This window comes from Pontibacter sp. Tf4, assembly GCF_014212495.1.
GTDB lineage: Bacteria > Bacteroidota > Bacteroidia > Cytophagales > Hymenobacteraceae > Pontibacter.
This window is the reverse complement of sequence record NZ_JACKZC010000008.1, coordinates 47,895-63,157: the sequence shown is the minus strand read 5'-3', so window position 1 is coordinate 63,157 and position 15,263 is coordinate 47,895. Positions and strand designations below refer to the sequence as shown.

The following is a 15,263-nucleotide window of genomic DNA, read 5'->3' as shown; positions in this document are numbered from 1 at the left end:
ATGGTTGCCAATATAGATAACAATACTACAGGCGGTATACACCCGCTTAAATTTTCGCTCTGGCTTATCATCCTCAGTATTGTGATGATGTTCGGGGCGTTTACCAGTGCTTACATTGTAAGACGGGCAGAAGGTAACTGGCTGGAATTTGACCTGCCACAGATGTTTATCATTAATACCGTTCTTATCATTCTGAGCAGTGTTACAATGCAATGGGCAAATAATGCTGCTAAAAAAGATAACCTTAGTCTGGTAAAAATCATGCTGGCCTTAACCATGCTGCTGGGTGCAGGCTTCCTGTTCGGTCAGCTGAGTGCATGGGATAACCTGGTACAGAATAATGTGTACTTTGGTGGTACATCAAGCAACCCGGCAGGCTCGTTCCTGTATGTATTAACCGGTGTGCACGGGTTCCACCTGATCACAGGGTTAATATTTCTGGCTATCGTACTGATGGCGAGCTTTAAATACAAAGTACACTCTAAAAATATGCTTCGTTTGCAGTTATGCACCATATACTGGCACTTTTTAGGCGGACTTTGGCTATATTTGTATTTCTTTTTACAGGTAAATCACTAAACACGTTTTATACATAAACTATGTCTACTTCAACTACGCTGGAAGCACCTAATTCGGGTACATGGGATGGTGGCAATGAGCCATTGAAAGCGAGCTATGGAAAACTCATGATGTGGTTTTTCCTGCTGTCCGATGCATTTACATTTGGCGCTTTTCTTATTGTTTATGGTCTGGCCCGTCACAGGCACACGCCATACACAGGTGAGCCGGAAGCATTTACATTTTCAACAGAATGGTGGCCTATCCCTGAGAAAGTATTCAACGCTTTCCCTGGACTACATGGCATGGATCTGCCGCTGGCGTTTGTGGCCTTAATGACAATGATCCTGATCCTGAGCTCTGTAACAATGGTGTTAGCCGTAGAAGCAGGACACAGAATGGATAAAAACGATGTGCAGAAATGGCTGTTATGGACTATCCTGTTTGGTGCTACCTTCCTTGGTTGCCAGGCCTGGGAGTGGTCTCACTTTATAGCAGGAACTGAAGAAGGCATGTTGCTGGCTGATGGCAGCCGTATTTATGGGGCCAGTTTGCTGGCTAACCAGTATGGGCCGGTGCTGTTTGCTGATGCATTCTTCTTTATTACAGGTTTCCACGGTTTCCACGTATTTATTGGCTGGACACTTTTAATAATTGCCTTCATCAGCACAGTAAACGGGGTATACCATAAGCGTGGACACTACGAAATGGTAGAGAAGATCGGTCTTTACTGGCACTTTGTAGACCTTGTATGGGTATTCGTTTTCACATTCTTCTACCTGATCTAATAAACAAAGTATAAACAACAACCTGCAGCTCATAAAAGCATAGGTTTAAATGTTATAAATATGGCAACGCATCACGAACACGACTATAGCGCAACCGGGGAGGTTCCGAAACCACAGACTAAAGCCATCTGGAGAACATTCATTATTCTGGTTGGTTTAACGGCAATCGAATTCCTTTTTGCTTTTACAATGGAGTCCAGCACTCTGCGTAACGCGATCTTTATTATCCTGACAGTTTTCAAAGCATTTTATATTGTTGCGGAGTTCATGCACTTAAAGCACGAAACTAAAGCTTTGATCTGGTCAATCCTGATTCCGTTGGTACTGGTTGTATGGCTGATGGTAGCACTTATTGCAGAAGGTAGCTACTACTACGACTCTATTACCAATTACTTTAAATAAGCTTTTTATAAATGACTAAGCTAAAGGCACTAATAGTAGGGATTCTATTATTAGTGCCTCTTTTCGTTTTTATATTTATCTACATTTTCGGGGAGCACTACTTCACCCTTAAGTCATATTTCCCTGTCAGAGATGAAAGCGGAAGTGTGGTGTATACCGCTGAAGGGGATACACTTTTCCGGAAAGTCCCGGATTTTAAGCTCACTGACCAGCAGGGGAAGCCTTTCTCACAGCAGAACCTGCAGGGGAAGATCTATGTGGTAAATTTTGTGATGGCCGATGGCCCGGGCATATGGCATAAATTAAGTTCACAATTAGTGCGGGTACAGGAGGCTTTTCAGAACAATCCGGATGTGGCGCTTGTTTCGATATCGGTTAAGCCGGAAGAAGACACGCCACAGAAACTACAACAGTACGCCACCAGCTTTAAAGCCGATACTTCAAAGTGGCATTTTTTAACCGGCGACCGGAATACGATTTACCAGCTGGCCCAGCAAGGCTTTGATATTCCATTACAGAAAACGGGCGGACCAGAAGATTTCCTGCACACAAACCAGATCATGCTGGTTGACAAAGAGAATGTGGTGCGTGGGGTCTATGATGGAACGGATTTAACAGATGTAGACCGCCTGATACTGGAAATAAATGTGTTGATTGATGAATACAGTAAAAGAAAATAACCTGACCGGCGCCCGTGACAAACGCGTGCTATTTCTGATTGCCATCCTTTCAATAGTAATTCCGGTTACAGTGGCCGTGCTTTTTTACTTTGATAAGGCTACCGCTAACACTACAGTTGATGTATCTTTTCAGCCACCGCTGCATGCTATCCTCAATTCTCTGACTGCAATTGCGCTGGTAGTAGGCTATATCAATGTTAAAAAAGGAAATGTAAGAGTGCACCGCGGCGCTATGCTCACCGCATTCGGACTTTCGGCGATATTCCTGGTATCGTATGTGACCTATCACTTTTTAGGCGAACGCACCATATATGGAGGCGATGGAGTCCTGAAATACATTTATTACTTTGTGCTGCTAACACATATTGTACTGGCCGTAGTTATAGTTCCATTGGTATTATTATCCGTGTATTTCGGTATCAGCAATCAGTTGGCGCGCCACCGCCGCATTTCTAAATGGACATTCCCGATCTGGTTGTATGTAGCCATTACAGGAGTGCTGGTCTATCTTTTAATATCGCCTTACTACGCTTAAATTCGTAAAACAAGTAGCAAACTATAGTATCATGAAAAAGTTACTGTTAAAACATATCCTAACTATAGCACTGGTAGCAGGGCTAATAATCAGTTTTTCAGCACCCGCTTACAGCCAATGTGCCATGTGCCGTGCTACCGTAGAGTCTAACGTAGGTACAGGCAGCTCTAGCGACAGCAATGAGGTTGGTTCCGGACTGAACACCGGTATCCTTTACCTGATGGCCATCCCGTATATCCTGGTTGGAACAATTGGCTTTATGTGGTACAGAAGTCATAAGATGCAGAAGCGCAACGCCGCTCAGAAGATGTAATTCAGTTAAGCTATAGTTAATGCAAGTCAGAACTATAGCTTTCAACTATAAGCAAGAGACCCCGGTCAGCAATATCCGCAACTATAGCGGGCTGCTTGCCGGGGTTTATGTTTTAGCATCATTTTTGTAGTCGGTTTGGCACCATAGTACTCTGTTTGTAAAGCCACCACGTAAGAGAAGGCGCCTTTCGGTTGCGGCAAACTATAATTCAACTCCGAATCAATAGGGCATCTCTGTGGTTTTAATTAAATTCGTGTGATAAACTGCTGAAATTTGAATCGGAAGGTTGCCCCTTATCTGTTATTGTTCCTGTCGCTGCTGTGTTTTGCGGTTACGGCTGCTGTTCATTTTAACATCATCACGTTGCCGGCTGCGCTTGCCGGTAAGCAGGACCAGGCAGAAACCATCCAAAAGCAGGTTAATCAAACTATAGCCAAAGCGGAAATACAGGCAGAGCAGTTAGCCCATGAATTGAACAGCGGACAGTTATCCTTCTCTACACTACTGAGCATAGCTCATTACCCGACCCACATTTACAAAGGCAACAGGCTGGTTTTCTGGTCAGAACATGCCGTGATAACCGAGCTGGATATTACGCCTGCTACAGACCATATCTCTTTTTCGGGGAGTGAGTTCGGGCGATTTATTGTGGTGCCGCGCCAGGTAAGAGAGTATCGTGTATATGTTTACATCCCGCTGGAGACTGACTACCGTGTGAAAAACGAATACCTTACCCGGAAGCTATCTGAAGAGATTTTTGGGAAGGCAGCGGTAATGGTATTGCAGAACCACTTGGCGCCGCTACCGAAAATATACTCCCCAACAGGCACTTACCTGTTCTCCCTTAACCTGGAAAGCCCAACCGGAAACGACGGGCAGCAGACAGTACAGCTACTATTACTTTTATTGGCAATTGTGCTTTACATAGCAGCGGCTATAGTTTATTGTCAGCAGCAGGTAAGGCGCGCTAACTATGGCCGTGGAGTTATTACTATGCTTGTAGCGCTTATTGTGCTACGGATTGTTTTGCTGCTATTCAACCTGCCGTTTGCGATCATCGACCTCGAGCTGTTTGATTCCCGCTTATATGCATCCTCCAGTTGGTCGCCTTCCATCGGTGACCTGGCCCTGAATATGTTGCTGCTGCTGGCAGTGGCTGGTGCCGGCGTTTACCTATACTTTAAATACGATATTACCCAGCAGCTCAAAACGCTTTCGCAGAAACAGGCCCGGCTGGTAATTGCCTGTTGTATTGTGGCTCTCTACCTGCTATTGGTAGTGCTGTTTAGGTTCTATTTTGGCATTTACCATAATTCCCCGCTCGTTCTGGACATTAACCAGTCGCTGGAGTTTACGAAGTATAAGGTTATTCTGTACAGCATTATGCTGCTGCACACGATAGCGCTTTGCTGCTTTACCTACATGCTGGCAACTACAGTTATTGTTCTGGTGAAGCGTAACCTGGGCTGGACCTACCGCCTGTTGCTGCTGATCTTTGTTGTGCTGCTGGTATCTGCGCTTCTGGGGCCGGTACAGTTCTGGGCTCTCATCGTGAACGGTACGCTTTTCTGGCTCGTCATCCTATTATCGGCGCAGTACAGGAAGGTGGTGAATACTGCTTTCCGGGGCTATCTGTTTGTTTTTCTGGTGCTAATGATGAGTGCCCTGACAGGAGCCTTTGCGCTGTACAGGCACTACCAGAGCCAGGTGCGGCAGTACAAGCAATCGTTTGCGAACAGCATAATACAAGGTAACGATGTGGTAGGCGAATATTTTCTGGATGAAGTAGCCGCCCGGATTGCGGCAGATCAGCTGATACGCTCCAAAATGTTAGGACCGTATGTAGATGCGTCTTTTATAAAGCGGAAGATCACAAGGCAGTACCTGCACGAGTATTTCGACAAGTACGAAACCAATGTGTTGCTTTTTGATAGCAGAGGAAACTCCTTGGAAAGCGCCGACACCACGGCTGCTACTCTGCAGGAACTGTTGAAAAAATATAACACGCCGGAAAACCGGACAGAGCGTAAAAACCTGTTCCTGGTGCAAGACCCTGCCCGGTATAATTCCAGGCTATACTTTAAGCTGATAAAAGTACCGCTTGGCCATCAGCAGGAAGGAACTATAGTATTGCAGCTCAGCTTGCAGAAACTTTTGCCGCACAGCCTGGTACCCGAACTTCTGAGCAACCAGAAATCTTCGCAGCCATTCCGGACGGACCTGTTGAGCTATGCCATTTACGAAGACCGCAAACTCAGTTTCAGTGAGGGACAGTACGATTACGCCACCAACCTGGATCCCGCGCACATAGGCCACTCAGAGTTTTACCGCGACGGACATAACCAGGGCAACTACCATCATTTTGGCGTGAAGGACGGGCCGCACCGGGTGCTGGTGGTAACTACACAGAAATACAGTGTCTGGGAAGTATTATCCAACTTCTCTTTCATGTTCCTCATCTTCCTGGCGGGCATTATCCTGATTTTGTTGCTTGTGTTGCTGGCCAGGCCGGCCTATATCCGGGACTTCCGGCCTAACTTCAGCACCAAGATCCAGGTCTTCCTGAACTTTGGCATACTGCTGCCCTTGCTATTGGTAAGTATTACTACTGCCAGCCTGGTGACAGCCTCGTACAAGCGCGACCTGATGCTGACCTACGAGCAGCGCGGACGAATTGTGCAGGAAACCCTGGGCGACATGCTGAGCGCAGGCGTTACCTATGATAAGAATGAGCTGCAGCAACGCATTACCGAAGTAGCTGCCATCTCAGAGACCGATATAAACCTGTACGACCGCAACGGAAGACTGCTTACTACCAGTCAGCCTCTGATATTCGAAGCCGGATTACTTTCCAAACTGGTAAATCCGGAAGCATTTGCGGCTATCTCGGAACGGCAGGCGCTGCGGGTATTGCTGCAGGAAAAAGCCGGCAACCTGACCTTTAATTCCGTTTACCTGCCTTTGCGCGTCAACAACGATCCATTTTCCATTGCCGGTTTCATTGGCATTCCGTTCTTCGACTCGGAGAAAGAGCTGGATATGAAACTGATCGAGCTGATCACTACGACCATGAACATTTTTACTGTCATGTTCATCCTGTTCATGCTGCTTACCTTCTTTGCCTCGAGGGTACTGACCGTGCCATTACGCCTGCTGGCCGACAAACTGAAACGTACCTCCCTGACCGGTAAGAATGAAATGCTGGCCTACGAAGGCGCTGACGAGATTGGGATGCTGGTGAACGAGTACAACCGCATGTTGCTGACACTGGAGCAGAACAAGCAGGACCTGGCCATACAGGAAAAAGAGGCCGCCTGGCGCGAAATGGCCCGGCAGGTAGCGCACGAGATCAAGAACCCACTGACGCCGATGAAGCTTTCGCTGCAATACCTGCAGAAAGCCATAGAAGAGAACAGGCCGAACACAGAACAGCTGATCAGCAAGATCTCACAGACACTGATCACGCAGATCAACATCCTGAGCGATATTGCTACCTCTTTTTCCAGCTTTACATCGATGCCGGAACCGAAGGCGGAACTGGTGGATGTGGCTACTGCGTTGCGTAAAGCAGCCGATCTGCACAACGACCCGGCCTCTGCCCATGTGGTTTCTGATATTCCTGCGGAAGAAGTGATGGTGATGGCCGATGAAAGCTTGCTGGTACGTACCTTTAATAACCTGCTTTTGAATGCAATACAGGCCGTGCCTACCACCCGTAAGCCACAGATAAGGGTAGAGCTGAGCCAGAATGCACAGGAAGTTTACATCCGGATAAGTGATAACGGCAGTGGCATACCCGAAGAGATCCGGCATAAAGTATTTGTACCGAACTTCAGTACCAAGTATACCGGCTCGGGCATTGGCCTGGCGGTAGCCAAACGCGGCATTGAGAATGCGGGAGGCAGGATCTGGTTTGAGACAGAAGAAGGCAAAGGCACCACGTTTAAAATTACGTTACCGCTGGCGAACCATGCGTAGCCAAACGTTTATACTTGCTGTATTACTGACTATAGTTTGCCTTCCGCTGCTGGCCCAGACGCCCCTGAGCAACCGCCGTTGCCAATGGCTGCGCGTCACTTCAGAGCCTGTCGTGCTGGACTCTATGACGGTGCTGCCATCTACGATAGAATTTTTCGGGCCAAAAAAAGACCAGTACGCGTTTGATTACAACTATAGCCGCAATGAGTTTACATTCACCAGATTTCCTGCTCCTGATTCTGTAGCTATAGATACGTTGGGTACCATGCGCGCCTTGCCGGATTCGGTACTGATCTGTTTCCGGGTGCTGCCCCTGAACCTGACCAGGCCAGCCTTCCGGCGGGACATTACCAAACTGGACATGAGCTCGTTTAACAAAGGCTTTTTACAGGAGGATATTACCCAGCGCGAAGAGATCTTTAAAACACCAGGCCTGAACAAGACCGGTAGCATAAGCCGGGGTATTTCGTTTGGTAACACGCAGAACGTTTTTGTAAACTCTGCTCTTAACCTGCAGCTGGACGGTAAACTGACGGACGAAATAGATATAACAGCCGCTATTACGGATCAGAACATCCCGTTTCAGCCGGAAGGAAATACACAGCAATTACAGGAGTTCGATAAAGTATACATCACCCTGAAACACAAACTATGGCAGCTCACGGCCGGCGATGTGGTGTTGCGTAACAGGCCGTCGTACTTTCTGCAGTTCTATAAAAACGTACAGGGTGCAGCCTTTGAGACGACGTTTGGCAAAACACCGGAACGGCAGGGTATTACAACTATAGCGGCATCGGCCTCAAAGGGGAAGTTCACCTCGCAGGAGATACAACCGCAGGAAGGTGTGCTCGGACCTTACCGTTTGCGCGGACCGAACAACGAGCGCTTTATTATCGTGCTGGCTAACTCGGAGCGGGTATTTTTAGATGGCCGGCTGCTGCTGCGTGGCTACGATTACGACTATACCATCGACTATAACCAGGCCGAGATCACCTTTACCACCAAGCATGTTATCACCCGTAATTCCCGTATTAAAGTTGATTTTGAGTACTCGGACCAAAACTATAGCCGGGCCATTTACCATGCCAGCCATTACCAGCAGCTGGGCAAGCTGAGTGTATACGGCAACTACTACAACGAGCAGGATAACCCCAACAACCTGCTGAACCTGGACCTGCGCGACGAGGATAAGGAATTGCTCGCCAGCATAGGCGATGACCTGAACCGCGCCGTAATACCCGGTATAGACAGTGTGGCTTTTGACCCGAACCAGGTGTTGTATGCCCGGAAAGATACGATAGTTGGCGGATTCCCGAGGCAGATCTATGTATACTCTACCAACCCTGATTCGGCGTATTTTAACGTCCGTTTCTCGGAAGTAGGGCAGGGTCGTGGCGACTATGTGGTAGCAAATACAACAGTGAATGGCCGTGTGTACCGCTGGGTAGCCCCGGTAAATAATGTGCAGCAGGGGAATTACGCTCCGGTGCGGGTGGTGCCCACGCCACGCAAAAAACAGCTGGTAACCATAGGTGCCGGCTACGAACTACAGAAAGGTATCAATGTTTTTGTGGAAGGAGCTGCCTCGCAAAACGACCTGAACCGGTTTTCGCCTTTAGATGCGGCTGATGATAACGGAAAAGCCTTGCGGGTGGGCTACCAGGTGCAGGACAAGGAACTGGCAATACTCGGCAAGTACAAGCTGAACAGCACCCTGAACTATGAATTTACCGATCAGAATTTTGAACCCATAGACCGTTACCGCCCCATAGAGTTCGACCGCGACTGGAGCCTGCAGAACCCTGACACAAAAGCGGAAGATCATATTTTTAACTTCTCTGTGGGAGCTATAAAAGACCAGCTGAATTTGTTTAACTATAGGATCAGCAGCCGCAACCGCGAAGAACAGTTGCAGGGCGTGCAGCATTACCTGGATATACTGAAGCAAATAGGTAACGTAGAGCTCCGCAATAACTTATTTATGCTCAACAGCGAACAAAATCAGAACAGATCTACTTGGTACCGCGGCGATGTGGGCGCAAAGTATAAGTTTAAAGGTTTTTCGCCGGGTTATTTATACCGCTTCGATAAGAACCGGATCGAAACAATTGGAACAGACTCCTTGGTAGGATCGGCTCAGTATTTTGATGAGCACTTGTTTTACATAGAAAGCGGCGACACAGCCCGTACCCGCTTCCGGGTAGACTATAGCCACCGCACTGACCAGCGCCCAACTATAGCCGGCAAATTCGGGTCACCGGAAGTAGGGCAAACGTACAATGCCGCGCTCAGCACACCCATAGGAGCAGAAAGCGACCTGGCGCTGCAGGCTACGTATCGCAAATTAAAACTGTCGGATGGCAAGCTGGAAGAAACCATACAAAGCCGTGCCGATTGGAATGCCACGATGCTGGATGGTAGCCTGCGCTCCGAACTGACGTACGAAGTGGCTACCGGCCGTGAACTGAAAAAGATATTCGTGTTCCGCGAAACATTGCCCGGCCAGGGCACGCACTACCTGCGCGAAGGCGGCAACCCCAACGACCTGAACGATTACCTGGAAGCCCAGACCGTAGACCAGCAGCGCTACATCAAGATTTTCCTGCCGACTGACGAGTACATTAATGCCTATACCAACCGTTTTACCTACCGGCTGAACACAAACGCCCCACGCAGCTGGCGCACAGCCAACGGAGTAAAAGGCTTTGCTGCCAGGTTCGCCATTCTATCTTTTGTGAGTATCGATAAGAAGACGACAGACGATGACCTGCAAAACCGCTTTAATCCTTTCAGCCAGGATATTGAAGATGAGTTCCTGATCTCGATGGCCCGCACGCTGCGCAACTCGGTCTACTTTAACCGCAGCAACCCGCTGTATGGCCTGGAGTACACTTTCCAGCAGAATCAGCAGAAGTCGTTGCTGGCAAATGGTACCGAAACACGTATTGTGGGCAGCCATAGTGTAATTGGCCGTGTTAACCTGAACGAAGTACTGAGCTCGAAGCTAACAATTGGCACCAGCGTACGCGAGAACCAGTCTAATTTTCTGGAATCCAAGAATTTCAGGATCAGGTCGGCGGAGTTGATGCCGGAGCTGGCTTTCCAGCCGAATACCCGCCTGCGCTTTACAGGCACCTACCAGTTCTCGCACCGCGAAAACGAACTAAATACAGACAATGGCGAGCAACAAGCCGATTTTCATGAGCTGGGCCTGGAAACAAGGCTGAGCCAGGTAAACAAACGTGCTGCCACCGCCACCCTAAAGTATGTAAAGATAGGCTTTACCGGCGATGAGTTTTCTTTTGTAGGCTATGAGATACTGAATGCCCTGCGCCCCGGCAACAACCTGACCTGGAGCCTGAACCTGCAGCAACGCCTGAGCAACGGCCTCAACATCTCACTAAACTATGATGGCCGCAAAGCCAATGGTATAAATGCCGTACACACCGGGCGAACGCAGGTATCAGTGTTGTTCTAAAGTCTATGATTCGTTTGTTGACCTCACAGTGTGCGCAGCTCCTGTGAGTGTCTTCAGCTGCGGTGTAAATAAGACGATCCGAGTTCTAAAAACACTCGGAGGTCTGTGCAATTAACTCCGGTTCAAACCTATGGATTCTCTTTTGAAATTTTACTGTGGGTATCCAAATATACAGGCAGGGCCGCTGAACCATACCACGGATAAAGCTCCACGTCAAAGATCTTCGCCTGTACGGCAGGGTCGGTTTCAACGAGTTTCTGCGCTTCTTCTATAGTTTTGGCATCCAGTATAAAAATGCCGCGGTAGTTCTTGTCGTTTTTGCCAAACGGACCGGCAACTACCAATTTCCCCTCTTTGGCCAGCCTGCCGATGTTTTCCATGTGCCCCCTGAAGTACTGGTTCAGCTTCTCTTTGTCGGTGGTGGTATTGGAACCGGTCTTCAATATAACCAGCACATATTGCTTCATGCCATAGTTGTCGGCCCCCAACGAGTCGGCCAGGGCTTTGTTATAGGTTGGGTTTTGTGTTTGGGCGCTGGCTGCAAAACTAAGGCAGCAAAGTATAGCAAGGGTGAAGAAGTATTTCATAAATATAGTTTTAGAAGTGGCTATCAAGTTAGTAAAATATAGTCTGAATCAGGATTTTCAGGATTATTGGATTTTCAGGATCAAAAAATAAACTTCTGCTGGCGCGAGCGTCCTTGCTCCGAAACCCGCCTGCTGGCGCGAGTCTCCAGACTCGTGACTTACTATGGTGTTGAGTCTCCTGACTCAACTGGGCCGGCAGGGACAGGAATTGCAAAGGCGCTGGCTATAGTTTTATAGTTGACTTTTTAACCCACCCCTGCCCCTCCCGAGAGGGGAATTTCTGCAGTTGGTATAGTTGAAAGTATAGTCCTATAGTTAAAACTTACCCACGGACAGGTCGCGACCTGTCCCTACAATAGAAGCCGACCAACCCTAAAAATGCCCATTAACCCTGACTCAAGCAGAAATCCAGCTAATCCTAAAATCCTGTAAATCCTGATTCAGACAATTAATAATACCTGCCCTCCATCAAATAATGCTGCACGTAGTCTTTAACGCCTTCTTCTAAACTATAAAAAGGTTTATCATACCCGATAGAGCGGAGTTTGCTCATGTTGGCTTCGGTGAAGTATTGGTAATTGTCGCGCAGGTTTTCGGGGGTATCCATAAAGTCGATGTTCGGAGTTACGCCCATGGCATCGAAGGTATTTAGCGCAAGCGCCATAAAAGTGCGGGCCTGGCCGGAGCCTAAGTTGTAGATGCCGGAATTCTTGCGGTGGTGCATCAGGAACATACAAACTTCCACTACATCTTTTACATACACAAAGTCGCGCATCTGTTCACCATCCTTAAAATCGGGGTGGTGTGAGCGGAACAGTTTCATGCTGCCGTGGGCCTTTATCTGGTTGTAGGCATGGAAAATAACCGACGCCATTTTGCCTTTGTGGTATTCGTTAGGGCCATACACGTTAAAGAACTTCAGACCAGCCCAGAAGAAAGGTTTTGCTGTTTGCTGCAGTGCCCAGATATCGAAATCGTTCTTGGATTCGCCGTAGGGGTTCAGTGGTTTCAGCAGCGGAATAGTTGCTTCATCATCATCATAGCCCAATGTGCCGGAACCATACGTGGCTGCCGAAGAAGCATAAACCAGCGGAATCTGGTATTCGCAGCAGGCATTCCAGATAGCTTTGGAGTAGTTCAGGTTCAGCAGGTCGAAAACGTCTTTGTTGAACTCAGTAGTATCGGTGCGGGCACCCAGGTGGAAGATGAATTCTACTTCTTCATAGTTCTTGTCCAGCCATTCTATAAAGTTATCGCGGTCAACAAACTCCTTTATTTTTTTGCCTTTCAGGTTGTCTTCTTTTTTAGCGACAGAGAAATTATCCACCACTACAATGTAATTGAAGTTTGCTGCATTAAGTCGGCTTACCAGGCAACTGGCAATAAACCCGGCAGCACCGGTTACTACGATCATAGAATTAGGGCTATGTTAGATTTTGCGTAAATTTACGAAAATATCAAGAGCAGGTCCTGCCCCGATGAAGAACAAAACTATAGTTTATACTTTATACTTTCTGTGTTTTATAGTTGCAGCGCTAACTATAGTTAGCTGCCAGCAAAAACAGGAGCAAGCAGAGCAGAAGCAAGGGATAACTATAACCGATGACCTGGGCCGGGAGCTGCATCTTTCTAAAAGACCAACGCGCGTCTTCGGGTTTACCTCAGCCATGGCCGAAATGCTGTTTGCTATAGTTGATACCGCCAACGTCATTGCCCGAACGCCCGATTGTGATTACCCGGCAGCCGTTTACACAAAACCTGTCGTCAGCAATTACCCCGTAGACCTGGAACAGGTACTTGCCCTGAAACCCGACCTGATCTTTACCAGCGAAGGCATGACGCCGTTAGAAGATGCCGCACGACTGCAGGAACTGGGCATACCTGTTTATTACCAGAAGTACAGAACCGTAGAAGATGTACTGACAGGCATAGAAGACATTGGCCACATTATGGACCGCGAGCAGGTAGCCAATCATTTAGCTGATTCGCTAAGGAAAGAAGTAAAGCAACTCGAAGCCAACTATAAAAACCACCCAAATCCGCTGCAGGTGCTGACGATAACCTGGACCGACCCGATCTATGTGTATGGCCAAAACACGCTGCTGACTGATAAACTTCGTATTTTAGGTGCCGAGAATGCCGTGAAGGAAACATTTGATCAGCCTTACCCGGCGCTTACCCGCGAATATATTTTAAAGCTGAACCCGGATGTGTTGATGGGTGGCACCAAAGAAAAACTGGAGCAGACTTTCTTCAGCCAGTATCCGGAACTGCGCAAGATAAAAGCTTATAAAGACGGACGAATCTACGCGCCAACCGGAAATTTAATTGAACGGCCAGGCCCAAGAATTGTGGAATCGATCAGAGAACTGGAAGGATTTCTATACCCATGATGCGCAGCCTGTACTTTATACTGGCCCTGTTGCTGATAGCCATAGTTATAGTTCTGGGCTTACAGGTGGGTTCTTTTGAGTCGGACCTTTCAACTATAGCCGAAGCTTTCCTGAACTATAACCCCGACAATACTACGCACTACGCTATCGTGCACTTGCGTTTGCCGCGTTTGCTGCTGGCGTTGGTGGTGGGTGCTTCGCTGGCTTTTTGCGGCTATTTAATGCAGGCGATGGTGAACAACGGGCTGGCAGATCCTTATTTGCTTGGCACTGCTTCGGGCGCATCTTTAGGGGCGGTACTGGTGTTCTTTGGCTTTGTGGAGATAACAGTAGGTAGCTTTTACATGCCGCCGGTGTTGGCTATGGCGGGCGCTTTTATAGTTACGCTGGTAGTGGTGATATTGGGTTACCGCAAACGACAGCTTATTCCGGCGCAGTTACTGTTGGCCGGTATTGCCATCAGCTCGCTTTGCACGGCTATGGTGGGTTTACTTACCTTCCTTTCAGATTCAGAATCCAAACTGAAATCGGTTATTTTCTGGAGTATGGGCAGTTTTGAGCGGGCCAGCTGGACTTTGCTGCCTTACCCGGCAGTGGCGCTAATAGTTGCGCTTATCCTTTTCGCCTTCCTTCAAAAACAATTGAATATACTCATGCTGGGCTCCGAAAGGGCACAGGCGCTGGGTGTGCAGGTGTCGCATACGCGCTGGGCTATTTTGGCGGCAGTATCTATAGTTACGGGCTTTGCCGTGGCTACGTCGGGGCCTATCGGGTTTGTGGGGCTGATAGTGCCGCATGTAACACGCGGGCTGCTGGGTACCACTGGCCGGAGCAACCTGCTCTTCTGTGCTTTTGTCGGAGGTTTGTTCATGTTGCTTTGCGATTTACTTTCCAGATTAATTTATCCGCCAACCGGGCTGCCAATCGGAATCATTACATCGTTCTTTGGTGTTCCTTTCTTTGTATATTTGCTGTCCAGAAAAAATTACAAGTTTAGCAGTTAGATGATTTACGTTAGCAGATTAGAGCATTTTAATGCAGCCCACAAGCTGCACAACCCGAATTGGTCGATGGCGAAGAACAAGGAGGTTTTCGGGCCGTGTGCAAATACCAACTGGCATGGGCATAATTACGAGCTTATTGTTACCGTAAAAGGCAAGCCGGACCCTGACACTGGCTTTGTAATAGACCTGAAAAAACTGAGCACGCTTATCCGTACCCACATCATCGAGAAGGTAGATCACAAGAACCTGAACCTAGACGTGGCGTTTATGGAAGGCAAACTGGCCAGCACAGAGAACCTGATTGTAGAGTTCTGGAATATCCTGGCTCCGCAAATAGAAAAGATATCCAGCGCTAAACTACACAGCCTCAAGCTTTACGAAACCCCGCGTAACTACGTGGAGTACTTCGGAGAATAGGTTTTATAACAGTATTAAATCAAAGTATAAAAGAGAATTGTCATTCTGTAAGAAACCTGGTAGAAGGGAGGTTAAGCTAATGCAACTTGCCAACAAGATCCTTTCAGGATGACAAATAATGTAAACTGAT

At 47.9% G+C, this 15,263-nt stretch carries 13 protein-coding genes; 11 read left to right on the top strand and 2 right to left on the bottom strand.

Features of this window, described 5'->3' with window-relative positions; genetic code table 11:
- From H7F15_RS14130 to H7F15_RS14095, 8 genes are all read left to right on the top strand, one after another.
- A complete protein-coding gene (locus H7F15_RS14130; protein WP_185197641.1) occupies positions 1-579 on the top strand; it encodes a cytochrome c oxidase subunit 3 in 579 nt (192 codons plus the stop codon).
- Positions 580-599: 20 nt separating this feature from the next.
- Positions 600-1,346, top strand: a complete 747-nt coding sequence (locus H7F15_RS14125) for a cytochrome c oxidase subunit 3 (RefSeq protein ID WP_185197640.1) — start codon at positions 600-602, stop codon at positions 1,344-1,346.
- Between the two features lie 60 nt (positions 1,347-1,406).
- On the top strand, positions 1,407-1,748 hold the full coding sequence (locus H7F15_RS14120; RefSeq protein WP_185197639.1) for a cytochrome C oxidase subunit IV family protein: 342 nt from the start codon (positions 1,407-1,409) through the stop codon (positions 1,746-1,748).
- Positions 1,749-1,759: 11 nt separating this feature from the next.
- The gene (locus tag H7F15_RS14115; protein ID WP_185197638.1) at positions 1,760-2,428 is read left to right on the top strand and encodes an SCO family protein; all 669 of its coding nucleotides are present in this window, start codon (positions 1,760-1,762) and stop codon (positions 2,426-2,428) included.
- Entirely contained in the window at positions 2,406-2,963 is a 558-nt protein-coding gene (locus H7F15_RS14110; RefSeq protein WP_185197637.1) for a DUF420 domain-containing protein, read from the top strand. The genes H7F15_RS14115 and H7F15_RS14110 overlap by 23 nt, the downstream gene beginning before the upstream one ends.
- Positions 2,964-2,994: 31 nt before the next feature.
- A complete protein-coding gene (locus H7F15_RS14105) occupies positions 2,995-3,276 on the top strand; it encodes a hypothetical protein (protein WP_185197636.1) in 282 nt (93 codons plus the stop codon).
- Positions 3,277-3,549: 273 nt separating this feature from the next.
- Complete coding sequence (locus H7F15_RS14100) at positions 3,550-7,254, top strand: HAMP domain-containing sensor histidine kinase (protein WP_255481257.1); 3,705 nt, start codon at positions 3,550-3,552, stop codon at positions 7,252-7,254.
- On the top strand, positions 7,190-10,732 hold the full coding sequence (locus H7F15_RS14095) for a hypothetical protein (RefSeq protein WP_185197635.1): 3,543 nt from the start codon (positions 7,190-7,192) through the stop codon (positions 10,730-10,732). Before H7F15_RS14100 ends, H7F15_RS14095 begins: the two co-directional genes overlap by 65 nt.
- 128 nt (positions 10,733-10,860) lie before the next feature.
- Here the strand turns inward: H7F15_RS14095 and H7F15_RS14090 are convergent, their stop codons facing one another.
- Positions 10,861-11,319 carry a YciI family protein gene (locus H7F15_RS14090; RefSeq protein ID WP_185197634.1) on the bottom strand — a complete coding sequence of 153 codons (459 nt, stop codon included), beginning with the start codon at positions 11,317-11,319 and terminating at the stop codon, positions 10,861-10,863.
- A 448-nt stretch (positions 11,320-11,767) separates the two neighbouring features.
- Positions 11,768-12,733 carry an ADP-glyceromanno-heptose 6-epimerase gene (gene rfaD / locus H7F15_RS14085; RefSeq protein WP_185197633.1) on the bottom strand — a complete coding sequence of 322 codons (966 nt, stop codon included), beginning with the start codon at positions 12,731-12,733 and terminating at the stop codon, positions 11,768-11,770.
- A 22-nt stretch (positions 12,734-12,755) separates the two neighbouring features.
- Here rfaD and H7F15_RS14080 point away from each other — a divergent pair, with 22 nt between their 5' ends.
- The 3 genes from H7F15_RS14080 to H7F15_RS14070 are packed head-to-tail and all read left to right on the top strand — an operon-like array spanning position 12,756 to position 15,133.
- A complete protein-coding gene (locus H7F15_RS14080) occupies positions 12,756-13,712 on the top strand; it encodes an ABC transporter substrate-binding protein (RefSeq protein ID WP_255481256.1) in 957 nt (318 codons plus the stop codon).
- A complete protein-coding gene (locus H7F15_RS14075; RefSeq protein ID WP_185197632.1) occupies positions 13,709-14,716 on the top strand; it encodes an iron ABC transporter permease in 1,008 nt (335 codons plus the stop codon). The genes H7F15_RS14080 and H7F15_RS14075 overlap by 4 nt, the downstream gene beginning before the upstream one ends.
- A complete protein-coding gene (locus tag H7F15_RS14070; RefSeq protein ID WP_163914987.1) occupies positions 14,717-15,133 on the top strand; it encodes a 6-carboxytetrahydropterin synthase in 417 nt (138 codons plus the stop codon).
- Positions 15,134-15,263: the final 130 nt, after the last annotated feature.

Excerpts from the sequence above, each read along its gene's own strand:
- H7F15_RS14110 (WP_185197637.1), top strand. The coding sequence starts at position 2,406 with ATGAATACAGTAAAAGAAAATAACCTGACCGGCGCCCGTGACAAACGC.
- rfaD (WP_185197633.1), bottom strand. The coding sequence starts at position 12,733 with ATGATCGTAGTAACCGGTGCTGCCGGGTTTATTGCCAGTTGCCTGGTA.
- H7F15_RS14120 (WP_185197639.1), top strand. The coding sequence starts at position 1,407 with ATGGCAACGCATCACGAACACGACTATAGCGCAACCGGGGAGGTTCCG.
- H7F15_RS14090 (WP_185197634.1), bottom strand. The coding sequence starts at position 11,319 with ATGAAATACTTCTTCACCCTTGCTATACTTTGCTGCCTTAGTTTTGCA.
- H7F15_RS14130 (WP_185197641.1), top strand. The coding sequence starts at position 1 with ATGGTTGCCAATATAGATAACAATACTACAGGCGGTATACACCCGCTT.
- H7F15_RS14105 (WP_185197636.1), top strand. The coding sequence starts at position 2,995 with ATGAAAAAGTTACTGTTAAAACATATCCTAACTATAGCACTGGTAGCA.
- H7F15_RS14115 (WP_185197638.1), top strand. The coding sequence starts at position 1,760 with ATGACTAAGCTAAAGGCACTAATAGTAGGGATTCTATTATTAGTGCCT.
- H7F15_RS14070 (WP_163914987.1), top strand. The coding sequence starts at position 14,717 with ATGATTTACGTTAGCAGATTAGAGCATTTTAATGCAGCCCACAAGCTG.
- H7F15_RS14075 (WP_185197632.1), top strand. The coding sequence starts at position 13,709 with ATGATGCGCAGCCTGTACTTTATACTGGCCCTGTTGCTGATAGCCATA.
- H7F15_RS14125 (WP_185197640.1), top strand. The coding sequence starts at position 600 with ATGTCTACTTCAACTACGCTGGAAGCACCTAATTCGGGTACATGGGAT.